Origin of the sequence: Deinococcus marmoris DSM 12784 (assembly GCF_000701405.1) — a bacterium.
GTDB lineage: Bacteria > Deinococcota > Deinococci > Deinococcales > Deinococcaceae > Deinococcus > Deinococcus marmoris.
Window position 1 is genome coordinate 21,507 of the sequence record NZ_JNIV01000026.1, and the last position, 22,540, is coordinate 44,046.

A 22,540-nucleotide genomic window follows, 5' to 3' on the forward strand; every position below is an offset into this window, starting at 1 on the left:
TCAGTCCGCCGCCTGCGCCCGCACGCCCAGCCCGAAGGCGGCATGCACGGCGCGGGTGGCATCGTCCACCTGAGCGCCCTCGATGGCCACAGAGATGTTCAACTCGCTGCTGCCCTGCGAGATCATCAGGATGTTGATGTCCTGGCCCGCCAGCGCCGTGAACAGCCGCGCCGAAACCCCTTTCTGGCCGCGCATGCCGCTGCCCACGATGGCCAGCACCGCCACATCCGACTGCCGGTCCACCTTCAGCTCGCGGCTGACCCCGGCGCGCAGGGCGGCCAGTGTGCGCTCGGCGTCGCTGCTCTGCACGGCCAGCGAGACGTTGCTCATGGAGCTGCTCTGGGACACCATCAGCAGGGTGATGTTCTCGCGGGCAATCGCATCAAACACGCTGGCGATCACCTCGGGAATGCCCAGCACGCCCGCGCCGCTGATGTTGATGATGGACACGTTGCGGATGGCGGTCACGGCCTTGACGGGCTGCCCGGCCTCGTCCTGGGCCTGGGCCTGCACCAGCGTGCCGGGAAAGTCAGGGTCGGCGGCGCTCTTGACCCGCAGCGGAATGCCGCTTTCCTGCAACGGCGTGACCGCCAGCGGATGCAGCACCTTCGCGCCGAAGTAGGCCAGTTCCATGACCTCGCCGTAGCTCAGGACCGTGATATTGCGGGCATCCTTTACCACACGCGGATCGGCGCTCATCACGCCGTCCACGTCCTTCCAGGCCCAGACCTCGTTCGCGCCCAGGGCCTTGCCGATGATCGTGGCTGAGAAATCGGTGCCGCCGCGCCCCAGCGTGGTGATCGCGCCGCGTTCGGTCTCGCCCATGAAGCCGGACACCACGGGTGTAACCCCGGCAGCCAGCAGCCCGCTCAGACGGTCCTTGACGCGCTCGTAGGTCGTGGGAAGCGGCTTGGCGTTGCCAAAGTGATGATCGGTCAGGATGCCTGCCTCGCCGCCAGTCAGGTGGTGGGCGCGGAAGCCCTGGCCCTCCAGCGCCACGGCCATCAGCGGGGCCGAGAGGCGCTCACCGAAGGCCACGATCAGGTCCCGGCTGCGGGGGGTCAGCTCGCGCAGCAGGTAGACGCCGTAGACCGCCTGCCGCAGCGTTTCGTGCATTTCGCGGATGTCGCGCACCGTGGGGCTGTCGGGGGCCGCGCCGAGTTCCTGGGCCGCCGTGAAGTGGCGGGTCCGCAGCGCGGCGATCTCGTCGTTGGCGGCAGCGATGTCCCCGGACTCGGCGGCGTCGGCCAGGGCCAGCAGGCCGTTGGTCACCCCGGCCATCGCGGAGACCACCACCACGACGCGCACGCCCGCCGAGAGGCTGCGGCCCGTCAGCGAGGCGCTGTGGCGAATGGCTCTGGCGTCCTGCATGTTGGTGCCGCCGAATTTCATCACGAGAAGGGTGTCGCTCATGGGCGTCAGTATGGGGCGAGGCAGACAGGTAAAGGAAAGGAAGTCTGGGCAGCCAACGAAAAGGGAACGCGGACCACTCCCACGCTCCCCGCCAGATTCGGCTTCAGTGCCCCGAATGTTCCATCCCGGTTCCGTGCGTCGGCGGAGCCTGTCCCGACAGCGAGGCGGTCACACCCAGCACCGCCAGCAGCGTCAACGCCTCGGCGGCCAGACGTGGGCGCACGCCCTGACCCACGGCAAAGGCGCGGCGAACAACCACGGCAACCAGCAGCGCCAGCCCCACCAGCGCCACCTTGAGCAGCAGCGTGCGCCCGTAGCCCGAGGCAGGGAGTTGCAGCAGGTTGCCCGCATGTTCCAGCGACATCCACACGCCGCTGACGCCCAGCACCAGCACCGAACCCAGGGCGTAGGGCGTGAACTTGCGGGCCAGGGCAGCCGTGGCCCCGCGCCGCGTAAGCAGGGCGAAGACGCCGCCCACCCACAGGCACATCGCCCCAGCGTGCAGCGTGTGCAAGACGTGAACAAGCTGACCGTGCGAGGCCCCATGTCCGATTCCGGCCAGCCCCCATAGCAGTACACCAGAAGCGCCCAGCGTCGCTAGCCAGGTCAATTCCGCGATCTCGGCGGCCAGCAGGACCAGACCGCCGATCCACAGGATCAGCACGGCGCGGCCCCCCACCGTGTCGGTCAGATAATCCAGGATGTCGGCGGGGGCCGTAAAACCCAGCGCGGCCAGGGTGGTGTACACGCCCAGACCGCCGCCCAGCACCAGCAACACCAATCCGGCCCCCGGCCACACCAATCCCGGATGCCCCGGCGTCAGCACGCGGCGGGCTGCCACGCCTCCCACCAGCAGCACCGCACCCAGGTACAGCAGCAGCCTGGGCAGCAGTTCAGCGGTCATTTCACCGTGAAGACGCTGTGCCCCGTGACCGGGTGGCCGTCCTCGGACAGAATTTTCCAGGCCACCACGTAGGCTCCAGCTTTCAGGCTGACCTTCAGGGGGATGCGGAGTTGCGCGGCCAGAGTCCTGGCGCTCAGCGGCAGATTGACGAGTGTGGGGGCGTCGGCCTTCAGGGCCAGGGCAGCTCTGGCCCCGTCCACAGGCTCCATGTCGGCACCCAGCGCCATCACCCGGAAAGTGGAAAAGCGCAGTTCAATGGGTTCGCTGAATTTCAGGACGACTTCTTTCGGGGCGCTGACGGTGGAATCGGCGGCGGGGATGATGGACGCGACGGCGGTGTGGGCGCTGGCGGTGCCCAGCACCAGCGCCAGCAACAGAACTATTAGACGGGTAAAGGTGAAACGCATACAGCCTCCAGGGGGGCAGAGTCTCCCCTGCCCCCAGTCAGTTACTTGACGGCGGTCTTGCTGGCGGGCGTCTTGTCGGGCTGGGTGTCATCCCAGGCCACGACGCTGCCGTCGGCGTAGGTCTGGTAGACCTTCCAGACCAGTTCGCCGGGCTGGGCCGGATTGACGGCCTGGAAGAAGAAACGGGCATATTCCATCGGCTCGATGTTGCCCTTCCAGACCACTTCAGTCACCAGACCATCAGCATTTTTGCTCACGGTGCGGGAAAAGCCGGGCGTGGTCTGAAAGCGGCTGATGCCCACGCCTGCGGGAACCACCAGACGAATCTGGGTGGTGGCCAGGTCCTTCTCGACAGGCACATTCAGGCGGTAGATCTCGGACTTTCCGGCGGCAGATTCGCTCAGGCCCGCCTCGGTTTTCACGGTGGCGTGGGCAGCGGCGAAGGACATCAGCAGGGCGGCGGACAGCATGAGAAATTTTTGCATGTTAGAAGTTCTCCTCTGAAAAGGGTGTTGGGGTACAGGGTTTTCAGAGAAGAACGGGTGACGCACGGGCATCGGCATGACGCGGCGCGGCAGGAACGTCGGCCACAGCCAGGGGCAATGGCTGAGAAATCTGGCGCGGCGAGGCCGTGGGGAGCGGCAGGACGCCCGCCTCCAGCGCAAAGGCCCCGGTGACGCAGAAGGGACAGTGCGCGGCGTGTTTGTGGCTTTCCCTGTCGCCGTGACCGGGCTGGGGCTGCGGAACTGGAAGCGTGGCGGAGGAGGAATGCCCGGCAGGCATCCCGGCCATCTGGTGTCCAGGGTGTCCGGCCATCTGCGCCATGCCCAATGTCCCCGGCATCGGCAGGTCCACCATGCCGCCCACCCGCGCCTGAAAGGCAAAGGCGGCCACCACCGTCAGCACCGCCAGCAGGCGTCTGAGGTAAGTTTCGGTGGCACGGAGGGGCATCAAGTTCTGGCCAGTCTAGACTTCCCTGCCGCGTCAACTGTCCCGAATATTTGGCAGACCTAAATCCCTGAAGATGTTCTGGCACGGCGGACCCGCAGACAGATTTTCGGGCACCCGTTCCAGTTGCCCATAGACCGACGGTCCAGATCAGGGTGCCGAAGCGGTTGATGTCGCCACGAACAGTCGCCTGTGACCAGCACCGTTTCGCAGGAGGGGCCACTGTTTCCCGCCGCCCTGCCGCCTACCATCGAAGAGTGAAACGGACCCGCTTTTTGCTGACTGGACTCCTGGGCTGGGCATCGGCGGCGGGCGCACCCTACGCAGCCACCAGTGGGCAGGCCACCTTCGAGTACCGCGTCACCCTCGTAAACGTCAAGGGAACGGTGGAAGGCGTCATCAGCGCCGTCGATCTGAACACCGATGATCTGGCTGCCACCACAGGCACAGTCACGGTTCCCCTCTTGGGGCTGAAGACGGGCAACAGCCTGCGCGACAGCCATACCAAAGGCGCACTGGGCACCCAGGAATTCCCGAACGCCACCTTCAAACTCGGCAGACTGACGGGCGGCAGGTTGACGGCGGGGCAGACCCTCGCCACCACCGCCAGCGGCACCCTGACGGTCCGGGGGGTCAGCAAGCCCGTCAGCGTTCCGGTCAAGGCCACCCTGAGCGCGAATAACGTCAATGTCAGCACCCAGTTCAAATTCAATCCGCTGGAGTACGGTGTGCGCTACCCCGGCGGGGCCGACGTCATCACGGTGAATGTGGAGTTCGTGCTGACCGCGCGCTGAACGTCCTCCCAGCCGCGTATTGACCTGTCTATGTTGTCAACCTTACGCTTTGGTGTAGATGAGACACCAAGCCGAAACTGACGCCAGCCGTTAGACTGGGCCATGAGAGGTCTGTCGCCGCCCACAGTGGGCTGTTCCGCTGCGGGCTGGCGGCCCTCAAGACTGGAGGCAACATGACGGGAAACAACACGGGGAAGATGAAAGTCGGGATCAACGGGTTTGGCCGCATCGGACGCTTGGTGTTCCGCATTCTGGTGGAGCGCGGCATCGACGTGGTGGCGATCAACGATCTGACCGACAACAAGACGCTGGCGACACTCCTCAAGTACGACTCCACCGCCGGGCGCTTCAAGGGCACCGTGGACTACGACGACGACAGCATGACCGTCAACGGCCAGAAGATCCACACCCTGGCCGAGCGCGATCCCGCCAACATCAAGTGGGGCGAGATGGGCGCGGACATCGTCATCGAGTCCACCGGCATCTTCACCAGCCGTGAGGGCGCGAGCAAGCACCTGGCCGGCGGCGCGAAGAAAGTGCTGATCACCGCCCCCGCCAAGAACGAGGACTTTTCCATCGTGCTGGGCGTCAACGAGCAGGATTACGATCCCAAGAACCACAACATCATCAGCAACGCGAGCTGCACCACCAACAGCCTGGGCGCGCCGATGAAGCTGCTGGACGAGGCATTCGGCATCGAGAAGGCCATCATGACCACCGTCCACAGCTACACCAACGATCAGCGCATCCTGGACCTGCCGCACAGCGATCTGCGCCGCGCGCGTGCCGCCGCCATCAACATCATCCCCACCTCCACGGGCGCGGCCAAGGCCGTCTCGCAGGTATACCCCAAGCTGAAGGGCAAGTTCGACGGCACCTCGCTGCGCGTGCCCACCCCCGTGGGCAGCATCAGCGACGTGGTGGTCATCCTGGGCCGCGACGTGACCGTGGAAGAGGTCAACGACGTGTTCCGCAAGGCCGCCGAGACCACCCACAAGGGCATCATCAGCTACACCGAGGACCCCATCGTGCTTCAGGACATCGTGGGCGACTCGCACAGCGCGATCATCGACGGCGGCCTGACGATGGCGATGGGCAACCTCGTCAAGTTCTTCTCGTGGTACGACAACGAGTGGGGCTACAGCAACCGCATCGCCGATCTGGTGGAACTGGTTCAGGAAAAAGGCGTCTAATACGGACTCCGATTAGAGGGTGTTGAAAACGCCCGTAATCCGAGCGGAGCGAGCAGGAGAAAAACGGGTTCCGGGCGTGGAGTGGAGGGATCGGCGCTGTTCCGATTCCTCCACGAAACAAACGGAATCCGTATAAACATCGCCCGCAGATGGTGGAGGGCTGATGCCTTCTGCCATCTTTTTTATCTACAGGAGAAACGATGAAAAACCTCGATCAACTCGATGTGAAGGGCAAGCGTGTGCTGGTGCGCGTGGATTACAACGTGCCGATCAAGGACGGCGTGGTGCAGGACGATACCCGCGTGACCGCCAGCCTCCCCACCATCAAAAAGCTGCTGGAGATGGGCGCGGCCTCGGTGGTGCTGATGAGCCACTTCGGACGCCCCAAGAACGGGCCGGAGGCGAAATACAGCCTGAAACCCGTGGCGGACGTGCTGTCCAAAACACTTGGTCAGGACGTGACCTTTATCGACAGCCTGCCCTCCAGCGACGAAACGCTGGTGGCGGTGCGGAACCTGAAGGCGGGCGCGGTGGCCCTGCTGGAAAACGTGCGCTTCGAGGCGGGCGAGGAGAAGAACGACGCGGGCCTGAACGCCAAACTGGCACGGCTGGGCGACGCCTTCGTGCTGGACGCCTTCGGCAGCGCGCACCGGGCGCACTCGTCGGTCAGCGGCGTGGCCGGGGAGCTGCCGCACGCGGCGGGACTGCTGCTCCAGCGTGAGGTAGACGCATTGGGCAAGCTGCTGCACGATCCGGCGCGGCCCTACGTGGTCATCATCGGCGGCGCGAAAGTCAGCGACAAGATCAAGGTCATCGAGAACCTGCTGCCCAAAGTGGACCGCATGTTGATCGGCGGCGGTATGGCCTACACCTTCATCAAGTCGCGCGGCGGCAAGACTGGAGACAGCATCCACGAGGATGACCAGTTGGAGTTGGCAAAACGGCTGCTGGCCGAGTACGGCGACAAGCTGATGCTGCCCAGCGACGTGATCGCCGCCGACGCCTTCGATGCCAATGCCAACACCAAAGTCGTGCCGAGCGATCAGATTCCCGACGGCTGGCAGGGCCTGGATGCCGGGCCGGACACGGTGAAGGCATACAAAGAGGCGCTCCAGGGCGCAAAAACCGTGTTCTGGAACGGACCGCTGGGCGTCTTCGAGTTCGAGGCGTTCGCGGGCGGCACCAATGCGATTGCCGCCACCGTGGGCAACCTGAGTGACGCCTACACCGTCATCGGCGGCGGCGACAGCGTCAGCGCGATCAACAAAAGTGGGCAGGCCGACAAGGTCTCGCACATCAGCACTGGCGGCGGCGCGAGCCTGGAATTGCTGGAGGGGCAGGCTCTGCCCGGCGTTGAGGCGATGGCGTAAGTGGCTCCCGTCACCTGCCTCCTGACCTACGAGGTCAAGCCTGAGCGGCTGGCCGAGTTCGAGGCGTATGGACGCAAGTGGATCACGCTGATCAACGCCTTCGGCGGCCAGCATCACGGCTACTTCCTGCCCTCCGAGGGAGCATCGGATCTGGCCTACGCGCTGTTTACCTTTACCAGTCTGGCGGACTATGAACGCTACCGGGAGCAGGCGATGGCAGACCCGGTGTGCCAGGACCTGTTCCGGGAAGTGCCAACGCTGATCCACCGCAATGACCGAACATTCTTAAGACCCGTCCTGAACGGGCTGGAGACATGATGACTCAGAACCTGCTTGCCCTGAACTGGAAGATGAACAAGACCCCCGCCGAGGCCCGCGCCTGGGCCGAGGAACTGCGCGAGAAGCTGACGGCCAACGACACCGAACTGGCGGTCATGGCCCCGGCGGTGGCGCTGGCGTCGCTGGCCGCACACCTGCCCCCCGGCGTGGCACTGGGCGCGCAGGACGTGTCGGCGCATGAATCCGGCGCATACACGGGCGAAACCAGCGCCGCCATGCTGGTGGACGTGGGCGCAAAATACGCCGTGGTGGGCCACAGCGAACGCCGCGAGTATCACCACGAAACGGATGCCGACGTGGCCGCCAAGGCCAAACAGGCCCAGGCCAACGGCCTGATTCCGATTGTCTGCGTGGGCGAGGGCCTGGACGTGCGCGAGAAGGGCGAGCAGGTGGCCTACACGCTGGGGCAGTTGGAAGGCAGTCTGAGCGGCGTGGGGCCGGAAGTGGTCATTGCCTACGAGCCGGTCTGGGCCATCGGCACGGGCAAGACCGCCACCGCCGAGGACGCCGAGGAGCTGGCCGCCGCCATCCGCGACGCGCTGATCGAGCGCTACGGCTCCGACGCCGACGGTATCCGCATCCTCTACGGCGGCAGCGTCAAGCCGGACAACATCGCCACCCTGTGCGCCAAGCCCAACGTGAACGGCGCGCTGGTGGGGGGCGCGAGCCTCAAAGTGCCGGACGTGATTGGCATGAACGACGCTCTGAAGTAACGCGCGCAACGTGAAACTCCCCCAGTCCGGGTCCGGGTGGGGGAGTTCTGCTGTCTGGGCCGCTCTAAACTGGGCGGGTGGGAACCTGGATGAGCCATTTCCGAATTGCCGAGCGCCTGCTGGAGCATCTGCCAGAGCTGGAAGCACAGGCATTCATCCTGGGCAACGTCGCCCCCGATTCCGGGCGTCCGAATGCCGACTGGACCGTCTTCGATCCGCCGAAGACCGTCACGCATTTCCTGCGGGCTGGGGAGGACGAGGGCCACATCCGGGATTTGCAGTTTTACCGCGAATATGTGCTTCCGGCAGAGCAGAAAGATGGGCAGAGCTTCAGCTTCATCCTCGGCTATTTCACGCATCTGGTCTCTGACAACCTGTGGATGCACCTGATCGGGCAACCGACTAAAGCAACCTTTGCAGCGGAATTCAGCCTGAATAAAGCAGCCGCCTGGGACCGTGTGAAGGACGACTGGTACGGGCTGGACCACAAGTATCTGCGCGACTTCCCCGACAACGTGTTTGCGCGGGTCGTCGTGAACGCCGTCAATCCACCCTCTCCCCTTCCCTTTTTGCCTTCGGAGGCGCTGGCAGACCGGCTGGATGATCTGCGGACTTTCTATGGGAATCCCGGCGACCTGAGACTGAACCGCCCCTATCCCTATCTGAGCGAGGTCACCATGAACCGCGTCGTGGACGACAGCGCGCAGATGATTGCGGCACTCCTGGCGCAGTTAGAGACGGGCAGCACGCCGGACGGGCAGGAGGTTTCGTTGCGCATCCTTGAGCTGCCCGCCCCATATATGCTGCCGTAAAGAACGCTCTACCCACACCGCTTCCGTCCAACTGCTAAGCAGCGTTTACGCCAGTCCCAGCAGCTTCCGCACGGCAAAACGCACGCGGCCCAGGTTCGCCACATCGTCGAAAGCGGTCAGCAACACCTGATCGCCGTGGGGGGTCAGCAGCACCGGGCCATCGTCCACATCCAGCACGATTTCCTGCCACGACTCGGCGGCCATCTGGCTTTGCAGGCTGCCGATCACGGCGCGGCCCGCCGCGACAAGACCCAGTTCGCTGCTTATCTGGGCCTCGGACATTCCGGCGCTGGCGACCACCTCGCCTGCCGGGCTGACCAGCACGGTATGCCGCACGCCGCGAACCTCCAGCAGTGTGGCGATCACGAGCGGTCCACGCGCGGCAGGCTGTCGACTTCCTGCGCCAGCTTGGCCAGGGCCTGCTGGGCGGCGCGGGTATCGCTGCTGCGGGCCAGCGCCGCGCCCATCATGAAGTCGCCCACCGCCAGCGCCACCACCTCAATGCGGTCACTGGTAAAGGCCAACCGGGTGACCTCGCCGGACCCCAGCCGGCGGCCCATGCGGTCCAGACCTGTCCTCAGCGAGGCCAGTTCGGCGGCCAGCACCTCGCCGCCGTCGCCGTTGGATTCGATGGGCAGGCCGTCAGGGCCGACCAGGGCGCTGGCGATCACGCCAGGAATGTTGTTCAGAACGTCAATCTTCATGCTTGGTTCCTCGGCGTCAAAGCCAGCATTGCGGCCTCTCGAATAGGGGTGGTCACGCTATTTTTAGCGTCTACGCTCACAGCGTCTGCTCCAGCTTGCGGGCGGCCTCACGGCCATACAGGCGGGCCTGCCCCAGATTGCTGCGGGCGTCCAGGGCCAGCAGTAGAAAGTATTCGGCGCGGATGGGTTGCAGGTACACGCTCAGGCGTTCGCCGCGCAGGTACAGTTCGCGGGGCTGCCCGGCGTTCAGGGTCTGGGTATAGGCGGTGCCTGCGGCCACGAGCAGCCCGGCGTGTTCGGCGATCAGCAGGTTGAGGTCCGTATCGGTGATGGCGTGGCCCTCGATCAGCAGGCCGTCCAGCCCACCAATGGCCGCTGCCCACGCGCCGTCCACGTCTTTGACCAGTTGGGTGAGGAGAGCAAGCATTCTGAGGATCATGATACGGACGGTCTATTTCAAATCACGCACAAATTCCGCGCCAGAGGTGAGAAAAGTCGAATCGACAGGCACGACAGCGTCTGACACGTAGACAACCGGGATTCGGCAGGCGTGAATCTTCACTCCGGCTCAGCCCTTCATCAGCCTGCGGCCCAGCGCGGCCCCCTCGTCCTCCGAGAAACCGTAGGCCGCCAGATACGGCCCCACACCGCCCCGCCCCGGGTTGAATCCAGGTGGGCCAGGGGCCGCAGAATGTCGTCTGGGACGGTGGGAACGAGAGAGGCGTAAGTCGCCCACTTTTCTGGAGTCATGCGCGCGTTCAGGGCGGCATAAAAGTCCACCAACTCCGGCCCGGTGGCGACGTAATCGGCGGCAATTTCCTCGCGGCTGCGCCCAGCCAGTTCCAGGCACAGCGCGGCGATCAATCCAGTACGGTCCTTTCCGGCATGGCAATGGATCAGCAGCGGGCCGGGCGGCGCGTCCAGAATCGCCCCCAGGATGCTGACGACGTTGTTCGCGGCGTGATCCAGAACAGCGCAGTTAGAGACGCCATTGCTGCCTGCCAGACTGGCCTCGTTGAGTTCGCGAACACGGTGAGGCAAGAGCGACAGGTTCAGATATTCCACCCGTCCCAAAAACGGAGGCGCGTCGATCTCCCGCTCCGCTCGCGTCCGTAAATCGAGGATGCGGCCCAGGTTCAGGGCCAGCAGCCCATCTCTCCCCTGCCCGCTCAGCAAGCTGAGGTTGCCGCTGCGGTACAGGCCGGGCAGCGGGCGGCGGAAGTTGAGCGCACCGTCGGGAGAAGTTGGCATGACGCACAGAATGCCCGCCAGTCAGCCCACCCTGAAGCGAGGCGAATCACCGTCTTTGCCGACATTTTCGGGTACAATGATCCTATTGAGGGAACCCCTTCGACGGAACGAATTTCATTACGTCACATACATAATGTGCTAGAATCGTTTCACTCCTGACAGCGTTGTCAGGCCCCCATTACCCCCACATTGCCGGGCGGTTTCACCCCGCCCCGACTGGAGCCACATGACTGGAATTCATCCCGTTGACATCACCAGCGAAGTCAAGACCAATTTCATCACCTACGCCATGAACGTGATCGTGGACCGCGCGCTGCCCGATGTGCGCGACGGTCTCAAGCCCGTACAGCGCCGGATCATGTACGCCATGATGCTGGAGGGCCTGTACAGCAACCAGAAACACGCCAAGTCCGCGTCCGTGGTGGGCGAGGTCATGAAGAAGTACCACCCTCACGGCGACTCTTCCATCTACGACGCGATGGTGCGCCTGGGCCAGTGGTGGAACATCCGTTACCCCCTCGTGCATCCGCAGGGCAACTTCGGCAGCATCGACGGCGACCCGCCCGCCGCCATGCGTTACACCGAAGCCCGCATGACCAAGGTGGCCGAGGAAGTGCTGGCGGACCTGGAAAAAGAAACCGTCGACATGAAGCCCAACTACGACGACACCACCGTGCAGCCCTCGGTGCTGCCGTCGGCGGTGCCGAACCTGCTGATCAACGGCGCAACCGGAATCGCCGTGGGCATGGCGACCAACATCCCGCCGCACAACCTGACCGAGATCTGCAACGGGCTGCTGGCGATGGTGGACAAGCCGGAAATCAATCTGGACGAGATGATGGAACACGTCCAGGGGCCGGACTTCCCCACCGGGGGCCGCATCAGCAAGATGGGCATCCGCGAGGCCTACGCCACCGGGCACTCGGGCCTGAAGGTGCGCGGCAAGGCCCGCATCGAGGAAAAGAACGGGCGCAACCAGATCATCATTTCCGAGATTCCGTATCAGGTGAACAAGACCAATCTGATCCAGACGATCTCGGCGATGTACAAGGCCGGGAAAATCCCCGACATCTCCGCCCTGCGCGACGAGTCGGACCGCAAGGACCCGGTACGGATCGTCATTGAACTCAAGCGTGGCGCGATTCCCACGCTGGTGCTGAACCAACTCTACAAGTACACCCAGCTTCAGGGCACCTTCACGGTCATCAACCTGAGCATCGTCAACGGTGAGCCGCGCGTGCTGCCCCTCGTGGACACTATGCGCTACTTCCTGGACCACCGCCAGGACGTGGTGACCCGCCGCACCGTCTATGAACTCAAGAAGGCCGAGGAACGCGCCCATGTGCTGGAAGGGCTGCTGAAAGCGCTGGACGACATCGACGAGGTGATCGCCCGCATCCGCGCCAGCAACACCAGCGCCGAGGCGAGAGACGCGCTGATGCAGCGCTTCACCCTGTCGGAGATTCAGGCGCAGGCGATTCTGGACATGCGCCTGCAACGGCTGGTGGGGCTGGAGCGCGAGAAGATCCAGGCCGAGCATGACGAGCTGAGCGTGATCATTGCCCGTCTGCGCTCGATCCTGGGCGACGAGAAGCTGCTGTGGCGCGAGATCAAGAAGGAAATCCGCGACATCCGGGACCGCTACGGCGACGAGCGGCGCAGCACGATTTCCATTCTGGAAGACGACATTTCCAAGGAAGACCTGATCGCCGTGGAAGACATGGTGATCACCATGACCAAGGCCGGGTACCTGAAGCGCACCAATCTGGACGCCTACCGCGAGCAGAAGCGCGGTGGGCGCGGGGCCTCGGGCGGCAAGCTGCGCGACGAGGACATCAACACCCGCGTCTTCGTGGGCAGCACGCACGACTTCCTGCTGTTCTTTACCGATCAGGGCCGCGTGTTCCACGAGAAGATCTATGACCTGCCCGAAGCGGGCCGCGACGCCAAGGGCACGCACATGCGCAACCTGCTGCCTTCCTTACGCGACACTGAGAACATTGCCAGCGTCCTGAGTGTGGGCAGCTTCGAGGAAGAGGGCTGCTTTATCTTCGCCACCCGCAAAGGCGTGGTCAAGAAGACCATGATCACCGACTACGGCAATATCACCTCCGCTGGATTGATCGCCATCAACCTCCAGAACGGCGACGAGCTGATCGGCGTCGGGATAGTGCAGGACGACGATCATGTGGTGCTGGCCACCCGCAACGGCAAGGCCATGCGCTTCCAGAGCGGCGAGGTCCGCGACACCGGACGCGCCACCCAGGGCGTGATCGGTATCCGGTTGCGTGAGGGTGAGGACGACGCGGTGGTCAGCATGGCCCTCGTGCCGCACGGCGACGACACCAGCGAACTGCTCTCGGTCAGCGAACTGGGTCTGGGCAAGCGGACCCCGGTGGGCGATTACCCGGCCAAGGGACGCGGCGGCATGGGCGTCATCACGCTGGACGTGACCGACAAGACCGGCAAGCTGGTCACCCTGGCGCGCGTGGGCGGCGACGAGGAACTGATGGTCCTGACCCGCAAGGGAACCGTGATCCGCACCCGCGTGGAGGAAGTGCGCGTCACGGGGCGCAACGCCCAGGGTGTCAAGGTCATCAACATCGGCGACAAGGACAGCGTGATCAGCGCCTTCCCGATCCGCCGCGAGGACGAGGTCTGACCTTCATTCAGGAGTCGACGTCCCGAGACAGACGTTTTCTCTAGGACAGGGGTTCGGAATTTAACCCACAATTTACACAAAGGCGGTAGAAAAGGCGTCCGGGGCAACTGGCTTCGGGCGCTGTTCTCGCTCTGCTGGCCTGCCCGTTTCCGATTCTGAAGCCTTCTCCAATATCTGGGCATAAGCTGGAAAAAGACCAGATTGAACCTTGACACCTTCTGGACACGTATCACAGATGAAGTCGGGGTGAGAGTGACCCCAGAGACACGAGGCGAGATTTTGCAGTCCAGATCAGGGGTTCCGCTCATCAGCTCACCATCAAACTTTGTCAGCTAAACGGTATTTAAAGAAACAAAAGTGTTTACAAAATTGTAGAGATAGGTTACACTGTAAGCACGTCGGGAATGGCCCCGACCTCCCTATCTCCCCAGAAAACGCCCAGGAGGCGACCACAATGACCCAGACCCAACACAGCACCGCCCGCACCTTCGTCGATACCGTGACCTACCGTCCCGGAGCCGTCATCCTCTACCCCGGAAAGAGCGACATGCTGTACCGCGTTTCCAGCGGTCTGGTGCGCGTGCATACCATGGACGACGACGGCAACGGCCTGACCCTGCGCTATGTCAAACCCGGCGAATACTTTGGCGAGGAAGCCCTGGCCGGAGTCAACCGCGCCTACTTTGCCGAAGCCGTGACCGACAGCAGCATCGACGTGATCAACCCCGCCCTGATGAGTGCCGAAGACAATCTGGTGGTGACCACCCATCTGGTCAAGACCCTGGAACGCGCTTACGAGAGCATCTACCGGCTGGTGGGCAAGCGCCTGCGCGCCCGCATTGCTGGCGAGTTGCTGGAGCTGAAGGACACGGCCCTGGCCACCCAGACCGAGAACGGCGACACCATGATCTACGCCACCCACGACGAACTGGCCGCCGCCGTCGGTAGCGTGCGCGAGACCGTGACCAAGGTGGTGGGCGAGCTGAGCCGCGAAGGCGTGATCAGCGCAGGCTACGGCAAGATCACCCTCAAGAACGAGAAGGCGCTGGCGACCATCGCCGCTGCGTAAGCCTTCTATACACTGCGCCGCTCTGGAATCTATCCAGAGCGGCGTTTTTCTGTTGTTAGTTTCTTTTGAGCTTGCGCTTTACAGGCAGGGAAGGACGACTTTTAAGCCATCGGCAATTCAACCATTCCTGTGCCGCCGTCCTCGCCCCGACCTTCCATGCGGGCCGTCACAGCCAGCCCAGTCGGCGTTTGCGCCAGCCCGCCCTCCGCCGTTTCGCGCAGTTCGGCGGGCATCATGCGGCCCACGGCGGCCATCGCGCCCAGCACCTCGTCGGGGGGGATGAAGGATTCCAGTTGCGCCAGCGCCAGTTGCGCCGCGCTGACGGCGTGAACGGCAAAGAAGGCGTTGCGGCTGACGCACGGCACTTCCACGTAGCCGCCCACCGGATCGCAGACCAGACCGATGGTGTTCATCAGGGCCATGCTGGCGGCCTGTACGGCGGCGCGGGGCGTGCCTCCCAGCAGTTCCACCACGGCAGCAGCAGCCATCGCAGCGCTGGAACCGATCTCGGCCTGACAGCCGCCCGCCGCGCCGGAGATGAACATGCGTTTGCTGATGGCCTTGCCCACGCCAGCGGCCAAGATCATGGGGTCCACCAGTTTTTCGTCAGGGATACCCAGGTGATCGGCCACGCCCAGCAGCGCGCCGGGGATGGTTCCCGCGCTGCCCGCCGTGGGCGCGGCGACAATCCGGCCCATGCGGGCATTTTCCTCGTTGACGGCCATTGCATACGCCTGCACGCGGCGGATTAGCGGGGCGTTCAGGGCGTCGGGGGAATCCCACAGACCTTTGGCGTTCCAGCCCACCATGCCGGTAATACTTTTCGCGTTGCTGTTCAGGCCGCGCTCGATGCTGTCCCGCATCTCGCGGATGCGGCGGGCCATCTCGTCGCGGATGTCCTGGGGGTCTAGCCCGGTTTCCTGGCAGTCGCGCTCCAGCACCCAGGCCGAGGCAGGGGCGGGGGCGTTCATCAGGGCTTCAAGGGTAGTCATGATTAAGTCCTCCAGATAGGGCGAGAAACAGCGGGATAGATACCCATGCTAACGCGCCTGCCTGAGTCCTCTAGACGTGTGGACGGCAATGGCGTCCATACAGACCGGACGCCTGACTTTATCCGGCCACCGTCAGCAGCTCGCCGTCCACCACCAGCTCCCGCAAACGCAGCAGATCGGGACGGTAATAGCGGTCTTCTTCCATAGACGGCACCACTTCGCGGATACGTTCGTAAGCGGCCTGCACGCCCACGCCTGCGCGGAGTTGCTGGAAATCCAGCGCCTGCGCGGCGCACAGCAGTTCAATGCTGACGACGGTCTGGACATGCCCCAGAATCTGACGCAACTGGCGTGCGCCGTGCGCGCCCATGCTGACATGGTCCTCCTGATTGGCGCTGGTGGGGATGCTGTCCACGCTGGCAGGGTGGGCCAGCACCTTGTTCTCGCTGACCAGGGCCGCCGCCGTGTACTGCGCGATCATCAGGCCGCTGTTGAGGCCACCGTGCGCGGCCAGAAAGCCCGGTAGGCCGCTGAGGGCCGGATTGAGAAGCTGCTCGCAGCGCCGTTCACTGATGCTGCCCAGTTCGGCCACGGCCACCTTAAGGGCGTCGGCGGTGACGGCCAGCGGCTGCCCGTGGAAATTGCCGCCTGAGACGACTTCACCTGTTTCTGGAAAGACCAGCGGATTGTCGGTCACCGAGGCGAATTCGGTGTCCAGAATGCGGGCAGCCTGGGCCAGCGCGTCATGGGTTGCGCCGTGGACCTGGGGCACGGCCCGCAAAGAGTACGGGTCCTGCACCTTGCCGCATTCGGCGTGACTGGGGGCAATTTCAGAATCGCGCAGGAGGTGGCGCAACTGTTCGGCCACCGCCACCGCGCCAGGATGTGGGCGCAGACCCACCAGATCGGCGCGGAAGGGCTGGTGCGAGCCGTAGAGGGCTTCCACCGTCATCGCCGCCGCAAGGTTGGCTGTTCCCAGCAGCGTGCGGGCGTCCGCGAGGGCCAGACCCAGCAGACTGCCCATCAGTTGCGTGCCGTTGATCAGGGCGAGTCCTTCCTTGGCCTGCAAGGTCAGCGGCGCGAGGTTCAGCTCGTTCAGGACGTCGGCAGCGGGACGGACCTCTCCCCTGTATTCAATCTCGCCCAGGCCGATCAGCGCCAGTGCCAGATGCGCCAGCGGGGCCAGATCGCCCGACGCACCCACGCTGCCCTGCGCGGGAACCACTGGATGCGCCCCGGCGTTCAGCAGGGCCAGCAGCAGTTCCACGACTTCCGGGCGCACACCCGAATGGCCCTGGCACAGTGAAACAGCCCGCAACAACAGCATGCCGCGCACCACCTCGGCGGGCAAGGAATCGCCCACACCAATGGCATGGGACACGATCAGGTTGTACTGAAGCTGCTGGAGGTCATCGTTGCCCACGCGCACGCTGGCAAATTTGCCAAAGCCCGTGTTGATGCCGTAGACCGCCGCGCCGCCCTCCACGATGCGCTCAATGACGGCACGTGCCTTGAGAATGCGTTCCCGCGCCTCATCTGACAACTCTACTTTCTCGCCGCCGCGCACCACGCGGATAAAGTCTTCCAGCGACAAACTGCGGTCAAGAATCATCATTTCACTCCTTTCACAAATACATCTCGCACCGGGTTCGCGCCCAGGGTGTAGGGCAATTCGCGCCAGTCGGGGTCGTGCAGGGCCAGAAAATCGGCGCGCATTCCGGCACTCAGGCTCCCCCGGTCAGACAGGCCGAGCGCGGCGGCGGCGTTGACGGTGCAGGCGGTCAATGCCTCGGCGGGGGTCAATCCGTTCAGGCGGACCGATAACGCCAACGCCATTTGAACGCTGAACAGTGGTGAGCTGCCTGGATTCAGGTCCGTTCCTACGGCCACCGCCGCGCCCGCATCTATCAACGCACGGCCCGGCGCGGCGGGGAGACCCAGATGCAGGGTCACGCCGGGCAGGATGGTTGCCACCGTCTCAGACGCGGCCAGCGCTGCAATCTGCGCCGGACCACTGGCCTCCAGATGATCCACGCTCAATGCCCCCATCCAGCAGGCCAACTCCGTACCGCCGATGGCGTGAAATTGATCGGCGTGCAGCTTAACTTTCAAGCCGTGAGCCTGAGCAGCAGCAAAGATTCGCCAGGTCTCCTCCACCGAGAACGCCTCGGCCTCGCAGAACACATCCACAGCGGTGGCGAGGGATTCGGCAGCGACTTCGGGAATCAGCGTGTCGCAGACGCCGCGTACGTAGTCCTCGCGGTTCTCGGTGGGCGGAACGTGAATCAGCAGAGTGGGCAATAAATCAAACTCATGACTTAACACCTGAACCGCCCGCAGCATCCGCACCTCGGCCTCAAAGTCCATGCCGTAACCGCTCTTGACCTCAATTGTCGTTGCGCCGGAGTGCCGCAGGGCCACGAGGCGCGGACGGGCCAGCGTGACAAGTTGCTCAATGGAAGCCGCCGCCGTCGCTGCAATGCTGGAGCGGATGCCGCCGCCCGCTGCCAGGATGGTTTCGTAGGGAACGCCCGCCACCCGTGCCTCAAAATCGGCCAGACGGTTCCCGGCCCAGACGGCGTGGGTGTGGGGATCCACCAGACCGGGGACGACAGCCACACCGCCCAGATCGTGTGTCTCTGGGGTAGAGGGAGCCTCTTTTTCAGCTCCAACCCAGGCAATTAGACCGTCACGGACGAGCAGGGCGGCATTTTCAATCACCGTCAACTCGCGCATGGCCGCGCCGCGCTGGGGGCCGGAGGCGGGGGTGACGAGTTGAGAAATACCGGTGAACAATGTCTCAGTCATGGAACACCTCGCACAGCGTTTCCAGGATCAACCGTGCGGCGATCAGCTCACTGCGTCCGGTGGGGTCAAGGTTGGGAGCCAGTTCCACCACGTCCAGCGCCAGGATTTGATGGCAGCGGGCCAGGGCCGCGATCAGGCGTAGGGCCAGCGCATACGAGAAGCCGTCCGGCTCCGGGCTGCTGGTGCCGGGCAGCACGGCGGGGTCAAAGGCGTCCACATCCACGCTCAGGTAGACCGGGCAACCTGGGGGCAAGGCTCCCACAATCTCGGTAAAGCGGGCTTCTACCTCATCCATCGGCACCAGCGTATGCCCGCGCGCCCGCGCTGCCGCCACCGCCTCCGGGTCATGGCGCAGCCCACGCAGACCGATGGTGGTGATGTGAACGAGATTGGGCAGTTCCTCAGCAGCGCGGCGAAAGGGACTGGAATTGCTGAAGCGCGTGTCGTTGCGCGTGTCGGTGAAATCCAGATGCGCGTCCAGTTGGATGACGTGCAATTCGGGCTGATCGTTAAAGGCGCGCAGCAGCGGATAGCTGACGCTGTGATCGCCGCCCAGGAAGACGGGGAGGCGGCAACGCGCCTTGACCAGCCGCGCCGCTGCGGTGATGCGTTCCCGCGCCAGTTCCGGCTCCAGCGAGGGCAGCACCACATCCCCGGCGTCCACAAAGGAAACGTTCTGCAAACGGGTTACGCCGTCCAGTCCGGTAAAGGGCGGCACGTACCGCAATGACGCCTCCCGCAAGGCACGCGGCGCGAAGCGTGCGCCGGGGCGGAAGCCCAGGGCAATGTCGTAGGGAATGCCCAGCACGGCCACGTCTGCGCTCCAGTCGCCGTCCGGCTGCTGAAACGGCGCGCGGGCGAAGGTGGGGATTCCGGCGTAGGGAAGGTGGGTGGGCTGGCTCATCGGCAGAACCTCTGGCGTTCAGTGGGTTCTTCTGGAAGTTTAAATTGTCCGGCTGGCCACAAGGAAGGGATGTGCAGGCGGTAAACCGTCCAGACATCGGTCTCATTCCCCGCGCTGTCGGTGAAGTCTCGCACCGCGATGCACACCAGATTTGGGATCACTTCCAGTCGGTCCATCCGGGGCAGTTGCCGGACGCGGAGGCCGCCGTTGGTGTTCCAGAGTCTCAGGGTGTTGCTGCCCTGCCCGATCAGGTACTGCCCGTCTATGGTCCAGAGAACGTCGAACACGTCGCTGTTCTTGAGGGGGATGATCTGACCAGAGGGCTTGACCAGGTGCACTTCCACCGGATCGTGTTTGGGGTTGTTTGAGCTTTGCACGAAGCCCAGAGCAGTAAACCGTCTGTCCAGACTGGTCCGTTTGAAATGGAGTCGCCAGTCCATCCAGCCCCCATCCGGGTGGGCCTGGGCGGGCGGGGCGCTGACTTGAATGATCCGCCCATCTGGCAGGGTCACCGGAGTGACGGGCGGCGTGGGCGGCGTTTGCGCCTGGCCCAGCGCGGCAGCCCCGACGATCGCAGCGCAGGCGGTGACTCTACCTAACAGCGTCAGGGCGCTCATGTCCGGTTCCCAATCCCCAGACTTGGCAAATCCAGCCCGCGCTCCCGCGCCACGTCCTGCGCCAGCCCGTACCCGGCGTCGGCGTGGCGCAGCACACCCATCGCGGGATCGTTGGTCAGGCAGCGGCTCAGGCGTTCGGCTGCTTCCGGGGTGCCATCGGCGAGGGCCACCAGACCGGAGTGCTGGCTAAAGCCCATGCCCACGCCGCCGCCGTGGTGAAAGCTCATCCACGCCGCACCGGAGGCAATGCCAATGCCGAAGTTCAGCAGAGGCCAGTCGCTCACGGCGTCGGAGCCGTCCAGCATGGCTTCCGTTTCGCGGTAAGGGCTGGCGACACTTCCCGCGTCCAGATGGTCACGTCCAATCACGATGGGGGCTTTCAGTCGGCCATCGGCCACCATGTCGTTGAACAACTTCGCGGCTTTATCGCGTTCACGGTAGCCCAGCCAGCAGATGCGGGCGGGCAGGCCCTGAAAGGCGATCTGATCGGCGGCGTAACTGAGCCAGGATTGCAGGCGGGCGTCGTCGGGGAACAGGTCCAGCAGCGCCCTGTCGGTGGCGTAAATGTCTTCGGGATCACCGGACAGCGCCACCCAACGGAACGGTCCGCGCCCCTCGCAGAAGGAATCACGGATAAAGGCGGGAACGAAGCCGGGGTAATTGAAGGCATCTTCCACCCCAGCCTCCTTGGCCCGCTGGCGCAGGTTGTTGCCGTAATCAAAGGCCACCGCACCACGTTTCTGGAGTTCCAGAATGGCGCGAACGTGCGCGGCCATCGCGTCGTAGGCCCGCTGCTTATAAGCCTCGGGCTGATCCTTCCGCAACACAGCGGCGTCCTCATCCGGCGTGGTGATAGGCAGGTAGCCCCACATCGGGTCATGGGCGCTGGTCTGGTCTGTGATCAGATCCGGGGTCCAGTTCAGCTCCACCAGTTGCGGGATGATCTCGGCGGCGTTGCCCAGCAGGCCAATCGAGCGGGCCTCTCCCAACGACTTGTACCACTCGGCGCGCTTGATGGCGTCCTCCAAATTGTCGGCCACCTCGTCCAGATAGCGGGTTTCCAGGCGCTTGGCGATGCGGGTGGGATCAACTTCTACGGTGATGCTCACGCCCCCGGCCAGCTTGACCGCCAGCGGCTGTGCGCCGCCCATGCCGCCCAGACCGGCGGTGACGGTGATGGTTCCCTTGAGGCTGCCGCCAAAGTGTTTGTCCGCCGCGCCCGCGAACGTCTCATACGTTCCCTGCAAAATGCCCTGCGTGCCTATGTAGATCCAGCTTCCGGCGGTCATCTGGCCGTACATCATCAATCCGGCCTGATCCAGACGGTCAAATTCCTCCCAGGTGGCCCAGTTGGGCACGAGGTTGGAATTGGCGAGGATCACGCGCGGGGCAAATTCGTGCGTCCGCAGCACGGCCACCGGCTTGCCGGACTGGATCAGCAAGGTTTCGTCGTTTTCCAGGCGGTCCAGCGTTTCCACGATCTTGTGGAAGGCTTCCCAGTTGCGCGCCGCCTTGCCGCGCCCGCCGTAGACCACCAGTTCCTGTGGGTGTTCGGCCACCTCCGGGTCCAGGTTATTCATCAACATGCGCTTGGCCGCCTCCTGAATCCAGCCCTTGGCGGTGCGCTGCGGGCCACGGGGAGCGCGGATGACGGGAGCATCTGGCTGGGTTGAGGTCATGGACCTATGGTTCGCCTTCAGAGGGCGGAAGTGGAGTGATATTCCGGGTATGGCGGAAACCCAGATAAGATGCTGGAAATGGAGAATGACAGAAAGGCTGGACCTCTTGTGGGGATCGCGGCCTGTGCGTTAGGCCACTTGTTTCCGCACTTCGCAGCGAGAAGGCACGAGGTCCAGAAACTGTATCCACTTGTCGGAAATCAGGCCCAGTAATGCCCCGCACCCATGCCACCGTTGAGGCCGCCGTCCGCGTGCTGGAACTGTTCGACGCGGACCGCACCGAATGGACGCTTTCAGAGGTGGCGCGGCATCTGGGGCAACCCACGTCCACGGTGCATGAGCAACTGCAAACGCTTTCGGCGTCGGGGTTGCTGGTGCGGGTGGGGCGGGGGCGCTACCGGCTGGGCTGGCGGCTGCTGAAGCTGAGCAGCGCCCTGTATGGCAGCCTGCCGTGGTACGCCCCCGCCCACGACGCGATGGAACGGCTTGCACGCGGAACGCATCTGCTGGCCTTCCTTTGCGTGCTGCACGGTGATCAGGTGTTATGTGTGGCCCGCAGCGTGCAGGGGCGCGACGGACCTCCCGTGGCTGGAGAACTGGATTTTGAGTTGCCCGCCCATGCCACCGCCAGCGGAAAGCTGTTGCTGGCGCTGGCCGGGCAGGCTCTCCCCCATTCCGCACCCGCCTTCACACCCCACACGCTGACAACACCCACCGCCTGGGACGCCGAAAGCCGCAGCATCCGCACGCAGAATCACGCGCTCAGCCGGGACGAGTGGGCGCTGGGCACAAGTGGGTTGGCCGTGCCGTTGCGCGGCGAGGGCGGCATGGTTCTGGCGGCGCTGGGCCTCAGCCTGCCCACGGCGCGGATGACGGCCTCTGAAAGCCTGCTGCGCGCCCTGCATGGTGCGGCGGCAGAGGTGGGATGGACGCTGGGGTTCCGGGGGGAGGGGTGATGCGC

24 protein-coding genes are annotated in these 22,540 nt (G+C 64.3%); 9 read left to right on the top strand and 15 right to left on the bottom strand.

Annotated elements, in window-relative coordinates; all coding sequences use genetic code 11:
• The 5 genes from Q319_RS0108105 to Q319_RS0108125 form a co-directional block, all read right to left on the bottom strand.
• Positions 1-1,413: an aspartate kinase gene (locus Q319_RS0108105; protein WP_029481736.1), complete on the bottom strand. Its 1,413-nt coding sequence runs from the start codon at positions 1,411-1,413 to the stop codon at positions 1-3.
• A 103-nt stretch (positions 1,414-1,516) separates the two neighbouring features.
• The gene (locus Q319_RS0108110; RefSeq protein ID WP_029481737.1) at positions 1,517-2,317 is read right to left on the bottom strand and encodes a CopD family protein; all 801 of its coding nucleotides are present in this window, start codon (positions 2,315-2,317) and stop codon (positions 1,517-1,519) included.
• Positions 2,314-2,724, bottom strand: a complete 411-nt coding sequence (locus Q319_RS0108115; protein ID WP_029481738.1) for a copper resistance CopC family protein — start codon at positions 2,722-2,724, stop codon at positions 2,314-2,316. Before Q319_RS0108115 ends, Q319_RS0108110 begins: the two co-directional genes overlap by 4 nt.
• 41 nt (positions 2,725-2,765) lie before the next feature.
• Complete coding sequence (locus Q319_RS0108120) at positions 2,766-3,209, bottom strand: DUF1775 domain-containing protein (protein WP_029481739.1); 444 nt, start codon at positions 3,207-3,209, stop codon at positions 2,766-2,768.
• A gap of 43 nt (positions 3,210-3,252) precedes the next feature.
• Positions 3,253-3,675 carry a DUF2946 family protein gene (locus Q319_RS0108125; protein WP_029481741.1) on the bottom strand — a complete coding sequence of 141 codons (423 nt, stop codon included), beginning with the start codon at positions 3,673-3,675 and terminating at the stop codon, positions 3,253-3,255.
• A gap of 254 nt (positions 3,676-3,929) precedes the next feature.
• Between Q319_RS0108125 and Q319_RS0108130 the strand changes: the two genes are divergently transcribed.
• The 6 genes from Q319_RS0108130 to Q319_RS0108155 all read left to right on the top strand — a co-directional run bounded on the left by Q319_RS0108130 (position 3,930) and on the right by Q319_RS0108155 (position 8,893).
• On the top strand, positions 3,930-4,466 hold the full coding sequence (locus Q319_RS0108130) for a YceI family protein (protein WP_245619047.1): 537 nt from the start codon (positions 3,930-3,932) through the stop codon (positions 4,464-4,466).
• Positions 4,467-4,663: 197 nt separating this feature from the next.
• Positions 4,664-5,659: a type I glyceraldehyde-3-phosphate dehydrogenase gene (gap, locus tag Q319_RS0108135; protein ID WP_029481744.1), complete on the top strand. Its 996-nt coding sequence runs from the start codon at positions 4,664-4,666 to the stop codon at positions 5,657-5,659.
• 200 nt (positions 5,660-5,859) lie between these two features.
• The gene (locus Q319_RS0108140; protein WP_029481746.1) at positions 5,860-7,029 is read left to right on the top strand and encodes a phosphoglycerate kinase; all 1,170 of its coding nucleotides are present in this window, start codon (positions 5,860-5,862) and stop codon (positions 7,027-7,029) included.
• The gene (locus tag Q319_RS0108145) at positions 7,030-7,347 is read left to right on the top strand and encodes an NIPSNAP family protein (RefSeq protein WP_029481748.1); all 318 of its coding nucleotides are present in this window, start codon (positions 7,030-7,032) and stop codon (positions 7,345-7,347) included. It begins immediately after the preceding gene.
• On the top strand, positions 7,347-8,081 hold the full coding sequence (tpiA, locus tag Q319_RS0108150; RefSeq protein ID WP_029481749.1) for a triose-phosphate isomerase: 735 nt from the start codon (positions 7,347-7,349) through the stop codon (positions 8,079-8,081). Before Q319_RS0108145 ends, tpiA begins: the two co-directional genes overlap by 1 nt.
• Positions 8,082-8,158: 77 nt before the next feature.
• On the top strand, positions 8,159-8,893 hold the full coding sequence (locus tag Q319_RS0108155) for a zinc dependent phospholipase C family protein (RefSeq protein WP_029481751.1): 735 nt from the start codon (positions 8,159-8,161) through the stop codon (positions 8,891-8,893).
• A 45-nt stretch (positions 8,894-8,938) separates the two neighbouring features.
• Here the strand turns inward: Q319_RS0108155 and Q319_RS0108160 are convergent, their stop codons facing one another.
• The 4 genes from Q319_RS0108160 to Q319_RS24325 form a co-directional block, all read right to left on the bottom strand.
• On the bottom strand, positions 8,939-9,259 hold the full coding sequence (locus tag Q319_RS0108160) for a roadblock/LC7 domain-containing protein (RefSeq protein ID WP_029481753.1): 321 nt from the start codon (positions 9,257-9,259) through the stop codon (positions 8,939-8,941).
• Positions 9,256-9,597 (bottom strand): roadblock/LC7 domain-containing protein, encoded by a 342-nt coding sequence (locus Q319_RS0108165; protein WP_029481754.1) that lies wholly within the window; start codon positions 9,595-9,597, stop codon positions 9,256-9,258. The genes Q319_RS0108160 and Q319_RS0108165 overlap by 4 nt, the downstream gene beginning before the upstream one ends.
• A 76-nt stretch (positions 9,598-9,673) precedes the next feature.
• Complete coding sequence (locus Q319_RS0108170) at positions 9,674-10,024, bottom strand: roadblock/LC7 domain-containing protein (RefSeq protein WP_029481755.1); 351 nt, start codon at positions 10,022-10,024, stop codon at positions 9,674-9,676.
• Positions 10,025-10,176: 152 nt separating this feature from the next.
• Positions 10,177-10,848, bottom strand: a complete 672-nt coding sequence (locus tag Q319_RS24325; protein ID WP_245619049.1) for a tyrosine-protein phosphatase — start codon at positions 10,846-10,848, stop codon at positions 10,177-10,179.
• Positions 10,849-11,074: 226 nt separating this feature from the next.
• Between Q319_RS24325 and gyrA the strand changes: the two genes are divergently transcribed.
• Positions 11,075-13,510, top strand: coding sequence for a DNA gyrase subunit A (gene gyrA, locus Q319_RS0108180; protein ID WP_029481756.1), 2,436 nt, complete (start codon positions 11,075-11,077; stop codon positions 13,508-13,510).
• Between the two features lie 454 nt (positions 13,511-13,964).
• A complete protein-coding gene (locus Q319_RS0108185; RefSeq protein WP_029481757.1) occupies positions 13,965-14,579 on the top strand; it encodes a helix-turn-helix domain-containing protein in 615 nt (204 codons plus the stop codon).
• 101 nt (positions 14,580-14,680) lie between these two features.
• Here the strand turns inward: Q319_RS0108185 and sdaAA are convergent, their stop codons facing one another.
• From sdaAA to hutU, 6 genes are all read right to left on the bottom strand, one after another.
• On the bottom strand, positions 14,681-15,571 hold the full coding sequence (gene sdaAA, locus Q319_RS0108190; protein ID WP_029481759.1) for an L-serine ammonia-lyase, iron-sulfur-dependent, subunit alpha: 891 nt from the start codon (positions 15,569-15,571) through the stop codon (positions 14,681-14,683).
• A gap of 118 nt (positions 15,572-15,689) precedes the next feature.
• Complete coding sequence (gene hutH / locus Q319_RS0108195) at positions 15,690-17,183, bottom strand: histidine ammonia-lyase (protein WP_029481761.1); 1,494 nt, start codon at positions 17,181-17,183, stop codon at positions 15,690-15,692.
• Positions 17,183-18,379 carry an imidazolonepropionase gene (hutI, locus tag Q319_RS0108200; RefSeq protein WP_029481763.1) on the bottom strand — a complete coding sequence of 399 codons (1,197 nt, stop codon included), beginning with the start codon at positions 18,377-18,379 and terminating at the stop codon, positions 17,183-17,185. Before hutI ends, hutH begins: the two co-directional genes overlap by 1 nt.
• Positions 18,372-19,283, bottom strand: coding sequence for an arginase family protein (locus tag Q319_RS0108205; protein ID WP_029481766.1), 912 nt, complete (start codon positions 19,281-19,283; stop codon positions 18,372-18,374). Before Q319_RS0108205 ends, hutI begins: the two co-directional genes overlap by 8 nt.
• Positions 19,280-19,900 carry a hypothetical protein gene (locus Q319_RS0108210; RefSeq protein WP_029481768.1) on the bottom strand — a complete coding sequence of 207 codons (621 nt, stop codon included), beginning with the start codon at positions 19,898-19,900 and terminating at the stop codon, positions 19,280-19,282. The genes Q319_RS0108205 and Q319_RS0108210 overlap by 4 nt, the downstream gene beginning before the upstream one ends.
• On the bottom strand, positions 19,897-21,579 hold the full coding sequence (hutU, locus tag Q319_RS0108215; RefSeq protein ID WP_029481770.1) for a urocanate hydratase: 1,683 nt from the start codon (positions 21,577-21,579) through the stop codon (positions 19,897-19,899). Before hutU ends, Q319_RS0108210 begins: the two co-directional genes overlap by 4 nt.
• Before the next feature lie 212 nt (positions 21,580-21,791).
• Here hutU and Q319_RS0108220 point away from each other — a divergent pair, with 212 nt between their 5' ends.
• Positions 21,792-22,535, top strand: coding sequence for an IclR family transcriptional regulator (locus Q319_RS0108220; RefSeq protein WP_029481772.1), 744 nt, complete (start codon positions 21,792-21,794; stop codon positions 22,533-22,535).
• Positions 22,536-22,540: the final 5 nt, after the last annotated feature.

Excerpts from the sequence above, each read along its gene's own strand:
- Q319_RS0108140 (WP_029481746.1), top strand. The coding sequence starts at position 5,860 with ATGAAAAACCTCGATCAACTCGATGTGAAGGGCAAGCGTGTGCTGGTG.
- Q319_RS0108105 (WP_029481736.1), bottom strand. The coding sequence starts at position 1,413 with ATGAGCGACACCCTTCTCGTGATGAAATTCGGCGGCACCAACATGCAG.
- sdaAA (WP_029481759.1), bottom strand. The coding sequence starts at position 15,571 with ATGACTACCCTTGAAGCCCTGATGAACGCCCCCGCCCCTGCCTCGGCC.
- Q319_RS0108120 (WP_029481739.1), bottom strand. The coding sequence starts at position 3,209 with ATGCAAAAATTTCTCATGCTGTCCGCCGCCCTGCTGATGTCCTTCGCC.
- hutU (WP_029481770.1), bottom strand. The coding sequence starts at position 21,579 with ATGACCTCAACCCAGCCAGATGCTCCCGTCATCCGCGCTCCCCGTGGC.
- Q319_RS0108210 (WP_029481768.1), bottom strand. The coding sequence starts at position 19,900 with ATGAGCGCCCTGACGCTGTTAGGTAGAGTCACCGCCTGCGCTGCGATC.
- tpiA (WP_029481749.1), top strand. The coding sequence starts at position 7,347 with ATGACTCAGAACCTGCTTGCCCTGAACTGGAAGATGAACAAGACCCCC.
- gyrA (WP_029481756.1), top strand. The coding sequence starts at position 11,075 with ATGACTGGAATTCATCCCGTTGACATCACCAGCGAAGTCAAGACCAAT.
- Q319_RS0108165 (WP_029481754.1), bottom strand. The coding sequence starts at position 9,597 with ATGAAGATTGACGTTCTGAACAACATTCCTGGCGTGATCGCCAGCGCC.
- hutI (WP_029481763.1), bottom strand. The coding sequence starts at position 18,379 with ATGACTGAGACATTGTTCACCGGTATTTCTCAACTCGTCACCCCCGCC.
- Q319_RS24325 (WP_245619049.1), bottom strand. The coding sequence starts at position 10,848 with ATGCCAACTTCTCCCGACGGTGCGCTCAACTTCCGCCGCCCGCTGCCC.
- Q319_RS0108125 (WP_029481741.1), bottom strand. The coding sequence starts at position 3,675 with ATGCCCCTCCGTGCCACCGAAACTTACCTCAGACGCCTGCTGGCGGTG.
- Q319_RS0108115 (WP_029481738.1), bottom strand. The coding sequence starts at position 2,724 with ATGCGTTTCACCTTTACCCGTCTAATAGTTCTGTTGCTGGCGCTGGTG.
- Q319_RS0108185 (WP_029481757.1), top strand. The coding sequence starts at position 13,965 with ATGACCCAGACCCAACACAGCACCGCCCGCACCTTCGTCGATACCGTG.
- Q319_RS0108220 (WP_029481772.1), top strand. The coding sequence starts at position 21,792 with ATGCCCCGCACCCATGCCACCGTTGAGGCCGCCGTCCGCGTGCTGGAA.
- Q319_RS0108205 (WP_029481766.1), bottom strand. The coding sequence starts at position 19,283 with ATGAGCCAGCCCACCCACCTTCCCTACGCCGGAATCCCCACCTTCGCC.
- gap (WP_029481744.1), top strand. The coding sequence starts at position 4,664 with ATGAAAGTCGGGATCAACGGGTTTGGCCGCATCGGACGCTTGGTGTTC.
- Q319_RS0108170 (WP_029481755.1), bottom strand. The coding sequence starts at position 10,024 with ATGCTTGCTCTCCTCACCCAACTGGTCAAAGACGTGGACGGCGCGTGG.
- Q319_RS0108110 (WP_029481737.1), bottom strand. The coding sequence starts at position 2,317 with ATGACCGCTGAACTGCTGCCCAGGCTGCTGCTGTACCTGGGTGCGGTG.
- hutH (WP_029481761.1), bottom strand. The coding sequence starts at position 17,183 with ATGATTCTTGACCGCAGTTTGTCGCTGGAAGACTTTATCCGCGTGGTG.